Here is an 18,312-nt window from a genome sequence, read left to right as displayed (position 1 = left end):
TAGCAGGAGTTTAGCCTCTATTCATGGTTTTTATGTGTTGTGCAACGGCTAATTATGGTAAAGTGAACACTATTCCGGTAAGGGAGGAGTGGATTGGAAATGATTTTTTCTTTTGCTGTTATCGTTTTCGTTGCTTCCATTTTGCAAACGAGTACAGGATTTGGCTTTTCTATTATGGCGACCCCTTTTTTGCTCATTTTATTTGAACCGAGAGAAGCCATTCAAATTAGTTTGATTCTCTCCCTCGTTATTTCTTGTGTATTGATCCAAAAAATAAAAAAAGATACAGATAGCGGATTGGTGAAAAGATTTATCATTGGCAGTGCTGTTGGTCTCCCGATAGGAATAGTGGTCTTTTTGTTAGCGGATATAGATAAATTGAAGATAGGTGTCAGTTTGCTTATTTTAAGTTTCACTGTTTTATTAATATTAAAATTTCGTATCCGTCAAACAAGAATAAGAGATTTGGCTGCAGGCGGCTTTTCAGGCATACTTACAACCAGCATTGGCATGCCAGGACCGCCCGTATTGTTGTATTTTTCCGGTATTGACACTGGTAAAGAACGGCTGCGAGCGACCACCCTTGCTTTTTATTTATTCATTTACTCAGCAAGCTTGCTCATTCAAATTTTATTTGTTGGCACGTCAAAAGCGATTTGGTTGTCAAGCGCTGCTGCTCTGCCCCTTGTTCTAGTTGGTTTGTTTATAGGAAACAGGCTATTTATAAAAATTAACCAGCGGATCTTTCAAGCATTCTTATATGCCCTTTTAATTTTTACCGGTGTTTATTTACTCTTAGAAAGCTGGCAATAGGGTCAATTGTCTTTCGACGGATAGGTGATTCCGAGCCTTTTCATTCTGCGAATTAAATTCGCATGGTCGATACCGAGAGATCTGGCAGCAGAACGTATACTTTTTGAAGAATGGAGAGCGTCTGTTATTTTTTGTGATTCAAATAAAGCGAGTGCTTCTTTCAGATTTGGTTGATCGGTAGAAATGGACTGAGGGTTTCCTGATGCACTTTCGAAAGCAGCGGTACTATATCCTCCGTGATCTTTCATATGTTCCGGCAAATCACGAGGAGTAATAGAAGATAAAGGTGTAGAAACAACAAGAAATTCAATAACATTTTTTAACTCCCGTATATTTCCCGGCCAGGGATAATGGGTTAGAATTGATAAGGTATCTGGAGTCATATGTTTATCTAAATAATATTTGCTGCAAAATTTTTTTAAATAATGGTCAATGAGCGGCGGGATGTCCGCTGTCCGGTTTGACAATGGCTGCATCGGCAGATGAACAACATTAATACGGTACCATAAATCTTCACGAAATTGCTTATTATAGACCAGCTCTTTTAAATCCTGGTTTGTAGCACAGATGAGCCGGAAGGAAAGGCGTTTTGGCTTCACTTCTCCAATGCGGGTGATAGATTGATCTTGCAAGACACGCAGCAGTTTTACTTGCATCGGTAAGGGAAGTTCACCAATTTCGTCCAATAAAATTGTACCCTTATTAGCTTGCTCAAAGAGACCGGGTTTTCCTTCTTTTTTCGCGCCTGTAAATGAGCCTCCGCTGAAGCCAAACAATTCGGACTCAAACAGTTCTGGAGGAATAGCTGCACAGTTTACTTTTACAAAAGGCTGGTCTTTTTGGGAACTGTGTTGATGGATGAAGTTGGCCAATACTTCTTTGCCTGTTCCTGACGGTCCTGTAATCAGCACAGGCGTAGGGAAAGCAGCAATTCTTTTTGCTTGCTCAACTAAGTTCTTCATTTGTGTGCTCTTGAAGATGATGAGGGAATCTTCATTGTTTATGGAGGAATGGATAGGCTGTTCTGTACTCTTCTGTTCCGCTTCCCTTAGTTGATTTTGCAAGTGGTTTAAATAGGTCAGGTCGCGGACACTTGTAACGACCATCTTCACTTTTCTCTTCTCGCTATGTTCATTGTCAAATACAGGGGTCGCTGTCACAACAAAATACTTTCGCTTTTTAATTTTTTGCATGATTGTCGTAGTTTGTTTGGTTTGTAGTGCCATGTAAGCAGCAGAGCGGTCAAAGTATTCTCCAAAGACTAAATCTTTAATGTGCTTACCCACGACTTCATCTCGGGAGATTCCTGTCATTTCCTCATACGCTTTATTCACTTCTAAAGTAACGCCTTGATGATCCACTACATAGAGGCCGTCAGAAGAAAAATTAATAATCGTCCTCATTTGCTCATTTGTCTTTTCTAATTGATTTATTTTTTGAATGAGCTCGTCTGCTATAACATCCATTCCCATACCTCCTTTTTGTGTAGTCGTTTTATCACCAACCTGGTGTTAAAATAACACCGCTTTATCAGAGTATTTAACAAATATTCTGATTGTTGTCAATATTGTGATACTGGCACGATTCTTGTATTGGCTAATAGTAAGCACCTCTTTCTGTAAGGAAGCACAGATAAATGGGCTTGTTAACTTATTTTAAAAGGAGAGATTTATATGTCAACACTTGATTTGTCAAGACATATTGTTATTGAAAGCGGAGCAATAGAGCGTTTAGATGAGTTAGTGGCAGCAAAAGGGGGGAGCCGGGTCTTTGTTATCATAGATTCTTTTCTGGCAAGTCCGTCTGTAAAGTTGCACGAAAAAGTAACAGCTATCTTTTTAAAGAGAGGTTTTGCCTGCTCATTTTTCAGCAATTATGCAGGTGAGCCTACAACCAAAAATGTAAAAGAGGCTGTTCAGCAGCTGCAATCTTTTCAAGCAGATTGTGTCGTTGCTGTCGGGGGAGGCAGCGCGATTGATCTGGCAAAAGCTGTAGCCGTATTCAGCAAAAACAACGAAATCAAATGGAGTGAGATTTCCTGCCAGCAGCAGCTAAAGAGGTTGCCTTTAATTGCCGTGCCAACTACAGCAGGTACCGGATCGGAAGCAACAAAGATTATGGTTATCACAGATCCCGTAACGAATGTGAAAATGAACCCGAGCCATCCAGACCTTATCCCGGATGCAGCTGTGTTGGATCCCGAACTTACGGTGAGCCTGCCGCCCAGTTTTACTGCTTATACTGGCCTGGATGCGTTAACCCATGCGGTTGAAGCCTATCTATCTAACCGTGCTTCACAGATGACCGATTTGTTCGCTCTAGAGGCCATTCGACAAATCGGTCTGGCTTTGCCAAAGGCGTATGAAGATGGAAGAGATAGCGACTCGCGTAAGGACATGATTTTGGCTAGCTGTTATGCGGGTCTTGCTTTTTCTAATGCTTCTACTAATCTGGCGCACGCGGCCGGAAGACCGCTTGGCGCTCAGTTCCATATCCCGCATGGTTTAAGTGTAGCTTTGCTTCTTCCTTTTGTTCTCGAGTTCGGTTTGGAGTCTTGCCCAGAGCGTTACGCAAAGGTTGCGGTAGCTCTCGGAGCAGATCCTTCATTAAGTACAGAAAAGCTAGCGCAGGCATCTATTCATATCGTTGAGGATTACAATGAGCGCTTTGGGATTTGGAAGGATGCCAGCAAATACCTTCAGCCTGAACAGTTGATGCAAGCCATTCCGTCTCTGGTTATTGATGCTCTTTCAGGAAATGGGATTGATACGAATCGAAAAGTTCCGGCAGATCAGGACATAGCAGGAATTTATGAAAAGTTAGCAGAAAAAATAAAAGAAACAAGCCAGCAGACGCTCTTAAATAATTAATAGATTATTTATGTATGTTTTTGCAAACGCTTTCGTAAAAATAGAAAGCATGTAAATGATGGCCGTAGCATTGTTTGATTCTAGAAATGGGGAGGGAAAAAAATGAACAAGGCAGAAGGAAAGATGTTGAAGCGTGTGGTTGGTGCCAGTTTGATAGGTTCAACAATTGAGTGGTATGACTTTTTCCTCTATGGAGTCGTCGCAGGCATCGTTTTTAACCACTTATACTTTCCAGCGGATGATCCGTTTGTCTCTACTTTGTTAGCCTATGTGACCTTTGCCGTTGGTTTTATTGCCCGTCCAGTTGGCGGTGTCATCTTTGGGCACTTTGGAGATAAAATAGGCAGAAAAAGTATGCTCGTTCTTACGCTGTCTATTATGGGCGGGAGTACAGTGCTTATCGCTTTTATTCCCACCTATGATCAAATAGGCGTATGGGCACCTATCTGTCTACTCTTTTTAAGAGTCATGCAAGGGATCGGCTTAGGAGGGGAGTGGGGAGGGGCTGTTTTGATGGCATATGAGCATGCCCCAGACGCCAGAAAAGGATTTTATGCCAGCTTTCCGCAGATTGGCTTATCAATAGGGTTACTGCTTGCTTCCGGTGTTGTCGGGTTTCTCTCCTTTACTTTATCAGAGGGGCAATTTATGGCCTGGGGATGGCGGCTTGCTTTCGGGCTGAGTGCCGTTTTAATTTTCTTAGGTATGTGGATTCGATTAAACGTATCAGAATCACCGGAATTTACAGAGGTGAAAGAGACAAAGAAAGAATCGAAAATGCCTATTAAAGAGATGTGGCATAACAATACCGGCAATGTGCTTGCCGGCATGGGAGCAAGATACATTGATGGGGTGTTTTTTAATGTGATGGGTGTGTTTTCTATTACCTATCTGACCGGCACCTTGCAAATCTCCAGGACAGATGCTTTGCTAGGCGTATCGCTTGCTGCCTTTGTTATGTGTTTTTTTATTCCGATTTTTGGTCATATTTCCGACCTTGTTGGCAGAACTCGAACATACTGGATCGGCAGCCTGATCACCGGCCTTTCCGCATTGCCAGCCTTCTGGTTCATGTCACAGAGCGGGGGAAGCACGACCGTTATCTGGCTGTCTATCATCATTCCGTTTGGTATTCTCTATGCTTCCGTTTATGGGCCGGAAGCCGCTTTATTCGCAGAATTATTCGATGCTAAAGTAAGATACACCGGCATGTCTTTTGTTTATCAGTTTTCTGGAATATTCGCGAGCGGTCTAACACCAATTATCGCCACTGCATTGCTTGAATACAATGATGGAAGCCCATTGCTGCTTGCCCTTTATGTAGTTTTCGCCGGAGTTATTAGCGCAATTTCAGTCAAATGGATCAATATCCGGCAGCCTGATTTGATGCAAAGGGGAAGCAATGGCAAAAACAGCAATATAGAAACGACAGGAAGCTGAAGACTTCTTAACATAAAGGAGGTTAATAGATTGAACAGGTTCTCTCCACGGATTGAAGGCGTGATTTTTGATTGGGCTGGAACCATGGTTGATTATGGCTGCTTTGCTCCATTAGATGTGTTTAAAGAAGTGTTTAAAAAAAGAGGGATAGATGTACTGGATGAAGAAGCGAGGGAACCAATGGGACTTCAAAAGAGGGAGCATATTCAAGCAATGTGCCGGATGGATCGGATTGCCCACCTATGGAAGGACCGCCATGGAAGAAACCCGGATGAAAATGATATTGATGAGTTGTATGCCGACTTTGAGCCTATACTGTTTGCTAGCCTTCCGGATTATTGCAGTCCCGTCCCTGGAGCAGTTGAATTAGTTGGACGGTTACGGGAAGAAGGAATCAAAGTTGGTTCAACGACCGGTTATACCTCAGAGATGATGGCCATTGTCAAACGAGAAGCGAAAAAGCAAGGCTATGTCCCCGATTCGCTCGTTACATCGAGCCAGGTGCCCGCCGGCCGCCCGTTCCCCTGGATGTGCTACCACAATGCGATCAATTTAGGGATTTATCCAATGAATCGTATGGTAAAGGTGGGGGACACGGTGAGCGATATTCAGGAGGGGCTCAATGCCGGGGCCTGGAGTGTAGGAGTCATTAAAGGAAGCAGTGAACTGGGCCTCAGAAAAGAAGAGGTGAAGGCGATGGAGCCCGCATTGCTGGCTGAGAAAATGGAGGCGGTGGCTGAAAAGTTTAAAAAAGCGGGGGCCCATTACGTTATTGAGAGTATTGGGAAATTGGACGGGGTGCTCTCGCAAATTAATATGCGGATGGCTAACGAAGAAACACCTACATTAACAAGCTTTTAATAAATAAAAGACTGGAACCTGGTAAGGTTCCAGTCTTTTATTTTAAGCCCATCCTGCAAACTGTCTTACTTTATCCCAGTTGACGTTGCCAGATTCTACATCGTGGAAGGCTTGATCAAGAATATGAAGCGCCTTGGCAATCTCTTCCCGGCTGATCGTCAATGGTGGAGTAATTTCCAACACATTTCCGTAGATGCCTACATAATAAATGAGCAGACCTAATTCATACGCCCGGTAACAAATGGCTGCTGTTATTTCGGGAGCAGGAGTTTTTTTCGACCGGTCTGTCACGATCTCTACTCCAAGTGCCAGGCCTTTCCCGCGAACTTCCCCTATAAATGAATATTTTTTCTGGAGGGAAAGCAATCCTTCCATGAAAACGTCCCCATTTGTCTGCGCCTGCGTTATTAAACCTTGCTCTTCAATGAGACGAATGGTTTCAAGCGCAGCCGCTGTACAAAGCGGATTGCCACTTGTGGTGAACATGTGGCCCGCTGTCACCGAGTCTAGTATCTCCTCGCGTCCGACTACTGCACTAATAGGCAGGCCGCCGCCGAGTGATTTGCCAAGAACGACCGCATCAGGAATGACAGGAGAGTGTTCAAAGGCAAACCATTTCCCTGTCCGCCCCATGCCAACCTTTACTTCGTCAATAATGAGGTAAATGCCGTGTTGGTCACAAATTTTTCTTAAAGCAGAAAGAAAATCAGCGGGCGGCAGCACAACGCCTCCATCACTTTGGATAGCTTCAATAATAATACCGGCTGTTTCTTCGGGCGGACAAATTGTAGCAAATACTTCATTCATAAAATGGAGCGTCTGCTCCGTTAACTGCTCGTTAATGCCGCTAAAAGGCCGGTAAGGATTTGGATAAGGAAGCTTAACAACATTTCCTCTTCCTTCAAATTTTGCTTGGGCGGAATGCCCGGATAAGGACAATGCCCCCATGGTCTGCCCGTGGTAAGCCCCCATAAAAGCAATCATCTTCGGCCTTCCGCTAGCAGCGGGGACAAGCTTGCTGATTAAGTCATTGGCATCCGAGCCTGAATGTCCGAACCAAACTTTTTTGGAGAAATCTCCCGGAACGATTTGAGTTAATTTTTCAGCCAGATCCACCATCGTTTGGCTCGGAGCGCTTAGTTGAGTAGTAAAAGAAAGCTTGGCATACTGCTCCTTCAGTTTTTCAGCGATAGATTCTTGTCCATAGCCGATGTTCGCTACGGCCCATCCTGCCGTTAAATCAAGGAATGAGCGGCCATTCTCATCGAATAAATAACAGCCTTTTCCCTTTGAAACAGTCATCGGATGAAATCTTAACTTTAGCGCATCGGAAATAAATTGCTGGTCTTTAGCAAGTACAGATTGCTTCTCCATACATATCCCCCTATTTATGAATTGGTATTGATAGTTTTTTTATTTTATAATTTAAATTTTGGCGGGAAATCCCAAGTTTTTCGGCTGCATTTGTGATGTGATAATCTGTTTCCTGCAAAGCCTTTATAATTAGCTTTCTCTCTAATTTTTCAACCTGAGCTGGAAGGGTGTCTGAAAAAGTAGGTTCCATTTCTTCTGCAGCTGAAAAGGGTGTCTCTTCGGGGGTGTCAAATTTAATAGCCGCAGGTAAATATTCAGTTGTGACAATGCTTTCATCGATCATTAAATTTAAGGCGCCTTCAATAATATGTTCTAGCTGCCGGACATTGCCGGGATAATGAAAGCCGAGCAGCACGTCTTTTGCTTCCTCTGTCAGTCCTTCAACCTCAATATCAAGAAGCCGGGCATGTTTACGGATAAAATGTTCAGTAAGCAAGGAGATATCTTCCTTTCTCTTCCTCAGAGGAGGCACATGGATAGTAACTACACCTAAACGGTAAAATAAATCCTCGCGTAAGTGCTTATTTTTAATCGCTTCTTCCGGTGTTTCGTTCATTGTAGCGATCACCCGTACATCCACACTTTTTTCTTTCGTTGAACCAAGCCGCATAATTTTTTTCTCTTGAATGGCCCTGAGCAGTTTGGCTTGCAGGCTGATTCCCATTGAGTTAATTTCATCCAGCAATATCGTGCCACCGTTTGCTTGTTCGAATAAGCCCGGTCTATCTACTGCACCGGTAAATGTACCAGAAACTGTCCCAAATAGGATGCTCTCAAGCAAATTTTCGGGAATAGCTGCACAATTGTGTGCGAAGAAGGGCGCATTCTTTCGCGGGCTTTCATTATGGATGCTTTGAACGATCAGTTCTTTGCCAGTGCCTGTTTCTCCATAAACGAGAATGTTTGAAGAGGATCTGGAAGCACGAATCGCTTTATTGATTGTCTGGCGCATGTGGCTGCTGCCGAAAATAATATCCTTGAATGTAAAGCGTGTATTGTTCTGTTTCTTCTTTTGGGGAACAGAAGGCTTCTTTTCTGTCACCTGTAAATTTTGAATAGTAGAAGTTAACTTTTTAATTTCCGATAAGTCTCTAACAATAGCCAGTGCGCCAATCTTTTCTTTGCCAAGATGAATTGGTTTGCTTTTAATGACAACGGAGTATTCCTTTCCCTGATTAGAAAAAAAGGTCTCTCTATTTGTCAGCATTCTTTCGGTTAAAAGTGAGTTTAATAAAGGATCTGAATGCTCATCTGCTTCCTTAAATACATCAAGATAATATTGTCCCCTTACAGAGTTTGGCTCGAGCGTTTCTAACTCTCCAAGCTTACGGTTATAGAATACAACTTTCTTTTCATTATCAATGACACAAATTCCTTCATCAATGTGGTCTAATATCGTATCAAAAAGCCGGAACTGTTTTTTCAGCTGGTTTAATTGAAAGGTTAATTGATGAAGTTGAGTTACATTTTTCATGACGAGCAGGGTAGAATCATCGTCCATAAAACGCACATTGGCAAGCAATTGATTGGTGCCAATGGACAAGGAAACGTTACGCATGTTTTGTTTATTGATAAAGCACTTTTCGAGATCACTAGAAAAAATAAAGTCGGTGACAGAAGAGCCGATCAAGTCATCGGTTGCTGTTTCGGCGAAGAAACCACGGGCAATACGATTTAGCGACAAAATACGACCGGTTTCATCTGTCAAAATGATACCTTCAAATGCACTAGACCAAAAGTCGGTAAGTTGAATAGCTGAAGGTGTTTTATTCATAACGCATCACCTCACCTATAGAAAAATTTTTTTCGCTCCATCATATTTATAGGAGCAGTTGAACGGTTGGACTAGTACTACTATACAAAATCCTAATAAAAAAACAAACTATTAAATAAATTAAAAATTTTGTAAAAACATTTTTCGTAAAAATTTTTTCTTTGCAAATAATTTTGCGTTTTTTTAAGTAGTTCTCTAGCTTTTACTGCCTTTAGGTAGTTGGCATGGATCTTGCTTTTTAGAAAAGGAGAGAATTTTTTAGGAGGAGACAAAATGCAAAAAGTGACGCTTGACGGTATAAAAGTAGTAGACGTTCATGCCCATCCATTTCGAGAACAACGGGAACCAGAGAATCCAGTTGATTTTCTTAGAAAGCTATCCTTATCAGTTATTCCTGAGATGTTCACAAACATAGAGGATGTGGAAAAGTTTCAGCCCTATCCCGGTACAAACATGTGGATTCAAATTCTATTCCGCCATATGGCTAAGTATTTAAATTGTGAGCCGGATTTGCCTTCGATTGTGGAGGAGCGGAATAAGAAAGCAAAAAACTTTCCTGATTACACGAAAGAATTGTTTGCAGATGCGAATTTAGAAGGATTAATCATGGATTTTGGCTATCCACAGCCGCCGATTAACCGCGATGATTTTCAACAAATGAGCGGAGCGCAGATTTGGGAAATCCATCGAATTGAACCGGTGATGGTGGAGCTTGGAAAACAAAAGCTTTCGTTCGAAGAATTTATCGAAAAGTACCGTGATAACTTGGAAAAAGCGCTCAAAAGGGATGGAGTAGTCGGCTTAAAAACAATTATAGCTTACCGAAGCGGGCTGGAGATCAGCAATAAAGATGGAAAAGCCGCAGCCTCTGCTTATGAAGAGTTTTTAATAAATGAAAAAGCCCCAGCCAAAGCGATGCGCGATTACTGTTTCCATATCGCCATGGAGGAATGTACAAGGGCAGATAAATTTATGCATATTCATACGGGCATTGGTGATGGAGAGGTTGTGTTATCAAAGGCTAGTCCTAGCTTTTTGCTCGATACATTCAGGAAGCCGGAATACAAGGAAACAAAGATCCATTTAGTCCACGGAGGCTATCCTTGGATGGAGGAAGCCGCTTTTATCGTTAGTATTCTGCCGAATGTATATATGGACATTTCTTTGCAAAACCCGTTTACAGGACATGGTGTCGAACGAATAATTTCTCAAGTGCTAGAGCTCGCTCCGTTCGATAAAGTGATGTATGGGTCGGACGCTTTTACAGTACCGGAGATGAACTGGCTCGGTGTGAAATTATTTAAAGATTGTTTCGAAAGAGTGTTAAGTGACTGGGTGGAAAAAGACTACATGGATGCTGACCAAGCTCGTTATATTGGAGAAATGATTTTATACAAAAACTTTGAAAATATTTACAAAGTCAAAATTTAATTTCCAGGGGGAATGGAAATGGGAGAGTTGAAAAAGCAGCCGGTCCTTGATTTACAGCCGGAACGTACTTTAACGTTTTGGCATATATGGGCTCTCGGTGTTGGTGCAGTAATTGGTGATGGGATCTTCCTGCTGATGGGGCAGGGGATCGCCATGGCAGGTCCAAGTTCAATCCTAGCCTATTTAATTGCTGGCATTTCACAATTTTTTCTTGTTATTGCATTAACAGAAATGGCGGTCGGCATGCCGAATGCCGGAGCTATGTCCTTTTGGGTAGAAAGGTTTATGGGGAAATCCTGGGGCTTTTTGGCGGGAATTACGTTTGCTATTGGCTGGATCATTGCAGGAGGAAGTGTAGGGCTAGCCTTAGGGAAAATTACCATGTGGTTTTTCCCGCAGCTCGAAGCAAGCTGGTGGCCTGCTGCCTTCACCGTCTTTTTCCTGACGTTGTTCGCATTTATTAATGTGCTGGGAGCTGCTACGACTGCTCGGTTCCAATTATATCTCGTACTAATTTTAACGGGCGTAATGGTGCTGTTTGCTTTGATTGGTTTAAAAGATATTGATTTTGCAAACTACACGCCGATGTTTCCGCATGGAGTGGAAGGATTCTGGGGAGCGGTTCCGCTTGGCACCTATGCTTACCTAGGAGCGGTTACATTAGCCACAGCCGGTGCAGAGTGTATAAATCCGCAAAGAGATTTGCCAAGAGGGCTGATTTGGTCAAGTGTCACATTCTTGGTTTTATATACCCTTGCCCATTTTGTTTTGCAAGGAATTATTCCGTCTAATGAGGTAACGATGGACAGCTCGCCGTTTACTGTGGCGGCTGGAAAGGTGTTTGGTATTGCCGGGGCATTTATCATGAATATAGCTGCCTGGATCGCCGCTGCCACCTGTATTTTAATGGGAACGCTTTATGCCGCTTCTCGAATTTTCTACCAGCAGGCGCGAGAAGGGCTTTTACCAGGCTTTTTAGGATATCTTCACCCGAAAAAACATACACCTGTTTATGCGATCATCACTATTTGGGCGATCACTGTTGTTCTCGTATTAATCGGTCAATTTAATCCTGATTTCATCTATGTAGAACTGACAAACCAAATGGTTCTAGCTTGGCTCGTGTCCTGGACACTTGCTTTGATTTCGGGTATCCTGTACCGGAAAAACCATAAAGAAGAAATTGAAAAGCTGCCGTGGAAGCAGCCGTTGTATCCGCTCTTTCCAATCCTGGGCTTCATTGGAATTGCCATCGTTCTTTATGGAACATTTGTCGGCTCGATGATGACGCTTGTGAGAGGATTTATTTGGCTAGCAGCATTATACATTTTGTTCAGAATATTCAATAAGAAAGTGTTTCAAACATCACAGGTAAGCAGTGGAGGAGGTCAGCATGAGCAATCCATTCGTGAAAGTGGAAAATGAACAAGTAGAGGGCGTTATTCAGATACGACGACATTTACACCAGTATCCGGAGCTGTCGTTTCAAGAATTTCAGACTGCTGATTATATTAAATTTATTCTGCAAGAGTGGGAGATTCCATACCAATCAATTGGTGAGACAGGTGTACTTGTCGACATTAGCGGAAAAGAAAGCGGACGTGCCATCGGTTTAAGGGCGGATATTGATGCCCTGCCTATTCATGAGCAAACGGATTTGTCGTATAGCTCTAAACATGATCAAGTCATGCACGCTTGCGGGCACGATGGCCATACTGCCATCTTGCTAGGGGCTGTTTATGAGTTGAATAAAATAAAAGATGAGCTTCCGGGTACAGTCCGATGCATCTTTCAGCCTGGTGAAGAGGCTGATGGAGCAGCGAAAGCCTTAATTGAGCAAGGGGCGTTAAGCAACCCGGAAATAGAAGCGATGGTCGGCCTGCATTTGTGGCCTCACCTTCCTTTTGGCACAGTTGGAATTAAGTACGGCGGCATGACAGCTTCGTGCGATGATTTCAAAATTACGATTACGGGAAAAGGGGGACACAGCGCCCGTCCGCATCAGGCAATAGATGCGATTACCATTGCTGTGTCGATTATCCAGTCTCTTCAAAGCATGACAGTTAAACGCTTTAATCCGGTTGAGCCGGTTGTTATCCATATCGGCAAGATCCATGGCGGTGAGGCGAGCAATGTGGTAGCTTCAACAGTCGTACTCGAAGGAACAGCGAGGGCTATGAATAATAGTCTGAGGGGAGAAATTTATCAGGAAGTTTTAAAGGTTTGCCGGGCAGCCGAGCTGCAATGGGAAGCACGAGTAGAAGTCGACTATGCGCTTGGGCATCCACCGATTGTCAATAATGAAGCGATGACAAGGCAGTTTGAAGAAGTGGCTTCCGGCCTTCTTGGAGAAGAAAAGGTTATTTCTTTAAAGGAGCCTTCCATGGGTGCTGACGATTTTGGTTACTTTTCTGTCAAAGTTCCGAGCATTTATTTCCGGCTTGGTATTCATAAAGAGAACGAACCTGTTTATGACTTGCACCATTCGAAATTCCAATTCGATGATTCTATTTTAAAAACAGGAGTCGAATTATACGTCAACTATGCTTTATCATTTTTACTGGATGGGAGAGAGAAGTAATGGTCGCTACTCAACAAAGATTAACTAAAGAACGGGTGCTGCAAATAGTAGAAGAGCAGCAAATTGAATTTATTCGCATTGAATTTTTAGACTATACGGGCGTGACAAGAGGAAGAACCATCCGGAAAGATTCTTTACAAGGTGCTATGGAAAAAGGGGTCAACTTTAGTACAGCCATTATGGATTTTACGATGTTTGACACTTATGTGCCTGACCCAACATATGGCACACAAGGCGGCGACTTTTTTGCCATACCGGACCCGGAAACATTTGCTGTTTTGCCGCATAGAAAACAGACGGCAAGAATGTTCTGTGATTTAGTAGATGAAAACGGCAACCCTTGGGAAGGGTGCCCGCGGAGCGCATTAAAGCGTCTGCTTCATGAAGCGGAAGCTCTCCTTGGCGGGAAATTGTTCATGGCTTATGAACAGGAAGCGTACTTATTAAAAGAAGAGGACGGCAAGCTTGTCCCGGCCGATAACAGCACTTGCTTCTCATCAGACGGAGTGGATATCCAGGAGGATTTTGTTCAGAAGTTTACGGAAACTATCGGGAAAATGGGCGTGGAAACGGAGCAAATTTCCAGTGAATACGGCCCCGGACAGCTGGAGATCAATTTGAAATACGACCATTGCTTAAAAGCAACCGAAGACCAAATTACATTTAAGCAATTGTTTAAACATTTAGCGAGAGATATGGGCATGGTAGGCACGCTCGCGCCGAAACCGTTTAATGATTTTGCTGGAAGCGGCTTGCATGTTCATATGAGTTTATATAATGAAGAAACCAATTTATTTAAGGATCTTAATGATGAGAAGGGACTTGAACTCTCAGAAAACGCCTACCATTTTATTGGAGGGATTCTTCATCACGGCCGTTCCATTGTTGCAATTGGAGCTCCGACAATGAATTCCTATAAACGGATGGTTCCAGGCTCCTGGGCACCTGCTCACGTTTGTTACGGTTCAGGTAATCGCTCTGTTCTCATTCGTGTACCGGAAAAAAGACGGGAAAGAAGATTTGAGTTCAGAGGAGCAGACGGCACCTGCAATCCGTATTTGCTGTCAGCTGCTTTAATCGCAGCCGGTCTTCATGGCATTAGAAAACGGATCGATCCAGGCGAGCCGCTTGAAGTGGATGCAGGCAGCTTAAGCAATAATGAATTAGAAGCAATGGGGATTGAGTGGGTTCCCCGCAATCTTGAGGAAGCGATGGATTCATTAGCTAAAGACACCATTTTAGCGGACAGTATCGGCCGGCCAATTTGGCAGGAATTCATCAAGGTGAAAAGAGAAGAGTGGAACAAACATTTTTATCGCATAGATGAATGGGAAAGAAGGCAATATGCTGTGCTGTACTAATAACATAGAAGCCTGTCTCCAGTTGGAGGCAGGCTTTCTTTTCTTTAGACATTATGGTACTTGATGGTTAATTTTCGCTGCAGCCGGCCGCTTTCCGCTGCAATTAACTATTGAAAAAACAACATTCCTCTTTAAGAGAGCCTTTCTTTCAAAGATTCATTGTTTAAGGATTCAGCTGTTGGGGTATAGCCAGAATTGGGTAACGATCACAGCTGTGCTGATACATACATTTACCGGCTTATCTTGAATTTTTATAAAAAAATCAGGAGGGAATAGTCAATGAAAAAAAATGAACATAAAGAGACCGTACAAGGCAACTTAAAGAACGAGCAATTGGAACAATTCCGTGTAGATCATAAAGGAAAAAAAATGACGACTAATCAAGGGTTGCGAGTGTCAGATGATGAGCATTCTCTAAAGGCGGGCAACCGGGGACCGACGTTAATGGAGGATTTTCAATTCCGTGAGAAAATGACCCACTTTGACCATGAAAGGATTCCGGAAAGGGTCGTTCATGCACGCGGCTTTGGGGCACATGGTTATTTCCAAGTGTATGAGCCGATGACAGAGTACACGAAAGCAAAATTTCTCCAGGACCCTTCTGTGAAAACCCCTGTGTTTGTCCGCTTCTCTACCGTCGCAGGTTCACGCGGCTCAGCCGATTCGGTTCGCGATGTAAGAGGGTTTGCGACAAAATTCTATACAGAAGAAGGAAACTATGACCTCGTTGGCAATAACATTCCGGTTTTCTTTATTCAAGATGCAATGAAGTTTCCGGATCTAGTTCATTCCTTTAAACCGGAGCCGCATAATGAAATGCCACAGGCTTCTACAGCGCATGATACATTTTGGGACTTTGTTGCTAATAATACAGAATCAGCTCATATGGTGATGTGGGCCATGTCCGACCGAGCTATTCCGCGCAGCTATCGAATGATGGAAGGCTTTGGTGTTCATACATTCCGCTTTGTGAATGAACAAGGGAAGGCACGCTTCGTGAAGTTTCACTGGAAGCCGGTGCTCGGCGTTCATTCATTTGTTTGGGATGAAGCGCAAAAGCTGGCTGGCCGTGACCCGGATTTTCATCGCCGAGATTTATGGGAAGCCATTGAAATGGGGGATTACCCAGAGTTTGAGTTAGGCGTGCAAATGATCGAAGAAGAAGAGGAATTTAATTTTGACTTCGATATTTTAGATCCGACAAAACTATGGCCGGAAGAAGTGATACCGGTAAAAATTATCGGAAAAATGACGTTAAATCGCAATCAGGACAACGTCTTTGCAGAGACGGAGCAGGCCGCTTTTCACCCGGGCCATGTCGTACCGGGCATCGATTTTTCTAACGACCCGCTGTTACAAGGCCGCTTATTTTCCTACACAGACACGCAGTTGATTCGTTTAGGCGGACCGAATTTCCACCAAATTCCGATTAACCGTCCTGTGGCACCAGTCCACAATAATCAACGTGAGGGCTATCACCAAATGAACATTGATAAAGGGCAGGTAAGCTATCATAAAAACTCACTGCAGGAAAATGATCCACGCCCTGCTTCCGAAGAGGAAGGTGGATATGTGCATTATCAGGAAAAAATAGAAGGCAAAAAAGTCCGCCAGCGCAGCGACAGTTTTAAAGATCACTATTCGCAGGCCAAGCTGTTTTGGAATAGCATGACAGATATAGAAAAAGAGCATATTATTGAAGCCTTCCATTTTGAAGTGGGCAAAGTACAGAGCAAAGAGGTAAGACAGCAGGTTGTCGATGTCTTTGCCAATGTCGATGAAGAATTGGCAGCAGCCATTGCCGCGGGCATCGGAGCAGAGGTGCCAGCAGGAAGAACGGCTTCGAAAGTAACGCTTTCTTCTCCCGCTTTAAGTCAGGAAAAAAATAAGAAAAAGAGTGCAGCAACACGCAAAGTGGCTGTCCTGGCGGCAGATGGCTTTGATAACTTAACAGTTGAGCCTGTGATGCAGGCATTAAAAGGAGCAGGAGTTCACCCGGAAATTGTCAGCAACCATGTCGGCATGGTTACAAGCACCGACGGACATCAGCAGGAAGCGAAGCATTCTTTCTTGACGAGCGACCCGGTTATATTTGACGCTGTTTATGTAGCGGGAGGGAAAGCAAGTGTTGAACAAATAAAAGGTAATCCAAAAGCGGCTGAATTCATTAAAGATGCCTTTAAGCATTTTAAAACAGTTGGCGCGGCGGCAGAAGGTGGCGAGCTTTTGATTATAGCAGGAGTGCAGAGCGGATCAGATCCCGGCGTCGTTATTGCACATGATCCGAAAGAGTTAGAGGCATTCAGCAAATCGTTCATCACAGCTTTAGCTGAACACCGCCATTGGTCCCGCCAACTATAAGGGAGATGAAAAAGCAGCTGGTGACCGGAGACGCTTTTGATTGAGTTTTGCACTTTGAGGGACATATTAGCCTGTAAGTTAGACAAAAATAGACTACATTTACACTTTAAGAGGCCGTGCCATTTTGGGCACAGCCTCTTTTTTGGGTGACGCGGACGGAGATTACGCTTTTTCTTCAAATAGTTTAGCGATTTCGATAATGGTCTTCACTGCTTTTTCCATGTTGTCAACTGAAGCATATTCAAAACGGCCGTGGAAATTTTCACCGCCTGTAAAGATGTTAGGCGTTGGCAGACCCATATAGGAGAGCTGAGAGCCATCGGTTCCACCACGGATCGGTTCCACAATCGGCTCGATGCCCAAGTTGGTCATCGCCTCATAAGCGATATCTACGACTTCCTTTACCGGCTCAATTTTTTCTTTCATATTGTAATATTGGTCATTTAATTCCAAGACAATTCGTTCTTCTCCATATTTGTTTTGCAGGTCTTTCACAATTTGCCTGAATACATCTTTGCGTGCTTGGAACTTTTCTTTGTCATGATCACGAATAATATAGTGCATTTCAGTTTTTTCCACATCACCGTGAAGGGAAATGAGATGATAAAAACCTTCGTAACCCTCTGTGTGTTCAGGGGCTTCATCAGCAGGCAGCTTTTCATTCAGTTCCATAGCAATCTTTGCGGAATTGATCATTTTTCCTTTAGCTGATCCAGGATGCACATTTTTTCCATAAAACGTTACCTGGGCTCCGGCTGCATTAAAGCTCTCATATTGTAGTTCACCGAGCGGTCCACCATCGACGGTATAAGCAAATTCAGCCTGAAAAGCAGCCACGTCAAATTTGTGAGGCCCTCTGCCGATTTCTTCATCTGGAGTAAAAGCGACACGGATTTTTCCGTGTTTAATTTCCGGATGCTGAATTAAATAGTGCATGGCTGTCATAATTTCTGTTACACCAGCTTTATTGTCTGCGCCAAGCAGCGTGGTGCCGTCAGTGGTGATGAGTGTGTGGCCTTTATACTTTGACAGTTCGGGAAAGTCTCTCGGTGACAAAATAACGGATAATGATTTGTTTAATAGGATGTCTGCACCATCATAATTGTCAACGATTTGCGGCTGTACATTTTTGCCGGTAAAATCTGTCGCTGTATCTACGTGAGCAAGAAAGCCGATGACGGGAACATCTTTCGTTGTATTGGATGGAAGCGTAGCCATTAAATAGCCATTTTCATCCAGATTCACTTCTTGCATGCCGATTTGCTTCAGCTCCTCTTCAAGCATGCGCAATAATGTCCATTGTCCTGGTGTAGAAGGGGTCGTGTCGCTGCTTTCATCTGATTGTGTATCGATTCTGGCATAGGAAGTAAATCGGTCAATGATTTCTCTTTTCATTCAAAAACAGCTCCTTTTCATATGTATGTAGTTGATTTTAACACAAGCAAT

At 43.3% G+C, this 18,312-nt stretch carries 13 protein-coding genes; 9 read left to right on the top strand and 4 right to left on the bottom strand.

Annotated features, from left to right (window positions below):
* Positions 1–99: 99 nt before the first annotated feature.
* Positions 100–813, top strand: a complete 714-nt coding sequence (locus ACH0BF_RS17245; RefSeq protein ID WP_406909887.1) for a sulfite exporter TauE/SafE family protein — start codon at positions 100–102, stop codon at positions 811–813.
* Between the two features lie 2 nt (positions 814–815).
* Here the strand turns inward: ACH0BF_RS17245 and ACH0BF_RS17240 are convergent, their stop codons facing one another.
* On the bottom strand, positions 816–2,279 hold the full coding sequence (locus tag ACH0BF_RS17240) for a sigma-54 interaction domain-containing protein (protein WP_406909877.1): 1,464 nt from the start codon (positions 2,277–2,279) through the stop codon (positions 816–818).
* Between the two features lie 207 nt (positions 2,280–2,486).
* Between ACH0BF_RS17240 and ACH0BF_RS17235 the strand changes: the two genes are divergently transcribed.
* The 3 genes from ACH0BF_RS17235 (at position 2,487) to phnX (ending at position 5,984) form a co-directional block, all read left to right on the top strand.
* A complete protein-coding gene (locus ACH0BF_RS17235) occupies positions 2,487–3,683 on the top strand; it encodes an iron-containing alcohol dehydrogenase (protein ID WP_406909876.1) in 1,197 nt (398 codons plus the stop codon).
* Between the two features lie 102 nt (positions 3,684–3,785).
* Entirely contained in the window at positions 3,786–5,123 is a 1,338-nt protein-coding gene (locus ACH0BF_RS17230; RefSeq protein ID WP_340851861.1) for an MFS transporter, read from the top strand.
* Between the two features lie 51 nt (positions 5,124–5,174).
* Complete coding sequence (phnX, locus tag ACH0BF_RS17225) at positions 5,175–5,984, top strand: phosphonoacetaldehyde hydrolase (protein WP_406909886.1); 810 nt, start codon at positions 5,175–5,177, stop codon at positions 5,982–5,984.
* A gap of 42 nt (positions 5,985–6,026) precedes the next feature.
* Here the strand turns inward: phnX and ACH0BF_RS17220 are convergent, their stop codons facing one another.
* Positions 6,027–7,358: an aspartate aminotransferase family protein gene (locus ACH0BF_RS17220; protein WP_406909875.1), complete on the bottom strand. Its 1,332-nt coding sequence runs from the start codon at positions 7,356–7,358 to the stop codon at positions 6,027–6,029.
* A 10-nt stretch (positions 7,359–7,368) separates the two neighbouring features.
* Positions 7,369–9,132 carry a sigma 54-interacting transcriptional regulator gene (locus ACH0BF_RS17215; RefSeq protein WP_406909874.1) on the bottom strand — a complete coding sequence of 588 codons (1,764 nt, stop codon included), beginning with the start codon at positions 9,130–9,132 and terminating at the stop codon, positions 7,369–7,371.
* A gap of 273 nt (positions 9,133–9,405) precedes the next feature.
* On the opposite strand from ACH0BF_RS17215, the gene ACH0BF_RS17210 reads away from it, so the two are divergent.
* The 5 genes from ACH0BF_RS17210 (at position 9,406) to ACH0BF_RS17190 (ending at position 16,866) form a co-directional block, all read left to right on the top strand.
* A complete protein-coding gene (locus tag ACH0BF_RS17210; RefSeq protein ID WP_406909873.1) occupies positions 9,406–10,563 on the top strand; it encodes an amidohydrolase family protein in 1,158 nt (385 codons plus the stop codon).
* Positions 10,564–10,581: 18 nt separating this feature from the next.
* Complete coding sequence (locus ACH0BF_RS17205; protein WP_120035512.1) at positions 10,582–11,988, top strand: APC family permease; 1,407 nt, start codon at positions 10,582–10,584, stop codon at positions 11,986–11,988.
* Positions 11,957–13,144: a M20 metallopeptidase family protein gene (locus ACH0BF_RS17200; protein WP_406909872.1), complete on the top strand. Its 1,188-nt coding sequence runs from the start codon at positions 11,957–11,959 to the stop codon at positions 13,142–13,144. The genes ACH0BF_RS17205 and ACH0BF_RS17200 overlap by 32 nt, the downstream gene beginning before the upstream one ends.
* Complete coding sequence (locus ACH0BF_RS17195; RefSeq protein ID WP_406909871.1) at positions 13,144–14,505, top strand: glutamine synthetase family protein; 1,362 nt, start codon at positions 13,144–13,146, stop codon at positions 14,503–14,505. Before ACH0BF_RS17200 ends, ACH0BF_RS17195 begins: the two co-directional genes overlap by 1 nt.
* A gap of 279 nt (positions 14,506–14,784) precedes the next feature.
* Positions 14,785–16,866, top strand: coding sequence for a catalase (locus ACH0BF_RS17190; RefSeq protein ID WP_406909870.1), 2,082 nt, complete (start codon positions 14,785–14,787; stop codon positions 16,864–16,866).
* Between the two features lie 162 nt (positions 16,867–17,028).
* Here ACH0BF_RS17190 and pepT read toward each other — a convergent pair whose 3' ends face one another.
* A complete protein-coding gene (gene pepT / locus ACH0BF_RS17185; RefSeq protein ID WP_120035504.1) occupies positions 17,029–18,261 on the bottom strand; it encodes a peptidase T in 1,233 nt (410 codons plus the stop codon).
* Between the last annotated feature and the right edge of the window lie 51 nt (positions 18,262–18,312).

Source organism: Pseudobacillus sp. 179-B 2D1 NHS, from assembly GCF_045370945.1.
Lineage (GTDB): Bacteria > Bacillota > Bacilli > Bacillales > Domibacillaceae > Pseudobacillus.
The sequence above is the reverse complement of the archived record's forward strand: the minus strand, read 5'-3'. Positions and strand labels throughout refer to the sequence as shown.

What these genes read in the sequence shown, in the direction of transcription:
- ACH0BF_RS17220 (WP_406909875.1), bottom strand. Translation starts at nt 7,358, where the DNA reads ATGGAGAAGCAATCTGTACTTGCTAAAGACCAGCAATTTATTTCCGAT.
- ACH0BF_RS17190 (WP_406909870.1), top strand. Translation starts at nt 14,785, where the DNA reads ATGAAAAAAAATGAACATAAAGAGACCGTACAAGGCAACTTAAAGAAC.
- ACH0BF_RS17235 (WP_406909876.1), top strand. Translation starts at nt 2,487, where the DNA reads ATGTCAACACTTGATTTGTCAAGACATATTGTTATTGAAAGCGGAGCA.
- pepT (WP_120035504.1), bottom strand. Translation starts at nt 18,261, where the DNA reads ATGAAAAGAGAAATCATTGACCGATTTACTTCCTATGCCAGAATCGAT.
- ACH0BF_RS17205 (WP_120035512.1), top strand. Translation starts at nt 10,582, where the DNA reads ATGGGAGAGTTGAAAAAGCAGCCGGTCCTTGATTTACAGCCGGAACGT.
- ACH0BF_RS17195 (WP_406909871.1), top strand. Translation starts at nt 13,144, where the DNA reads ATGGTCGCTACTCAACAAAGATTAACTAAAGAACGGGTGCTGCAAATA.
- ACH0BF_RS17240 (WP_406909877.1), bottom strand. Translation starts at nt 2,279, where the DNA reads ATGGATGTTATAGCAGACGAGCTCATTCAAAAAATAAATCAATTAGAA.
- ACH0BF_RS17230 (WP_340851861.1), top strand. Translation starts at nt 3,786, where the DNA reads ATGAACAAGGCAGAAGGAAAGATGTTGAAGCGTGTGGTTGGTGCCAGT.
- ACH0BF_RS17245 (WP_406909887.1), top strand. Translation starts at nt 100, where the DNA reads ATGATTTTTTCTTTTGCTGTTATCGTTTTCGTTGCTTCCATTTTGCAA.
- ACH0BF_RS17215 (WP_406909874.1), bottom strand. Translation starts at nt 9,132, where the DNA reads ATGAATAAAACACCTTCAGCTATTCAACTTACCGACTTTTGGTCTAGT.
- ACH0BF_RS17200 (WP_406909872.1), top strand. Translation starts at nt 11,957, where the DNA reads ATGAGCAATCCATTCGTGAAAGTGGAAAATGAACAAGTAGAGGGCGTT.
- ACH0BF_RS17210 (WP_406909873.1), top strand. Translation starts at nt 9,406, where the DNA reads ATGCAAAAAGTGACGCTTGACGGTATAAAAGTAGTAGACGTTCATGCC.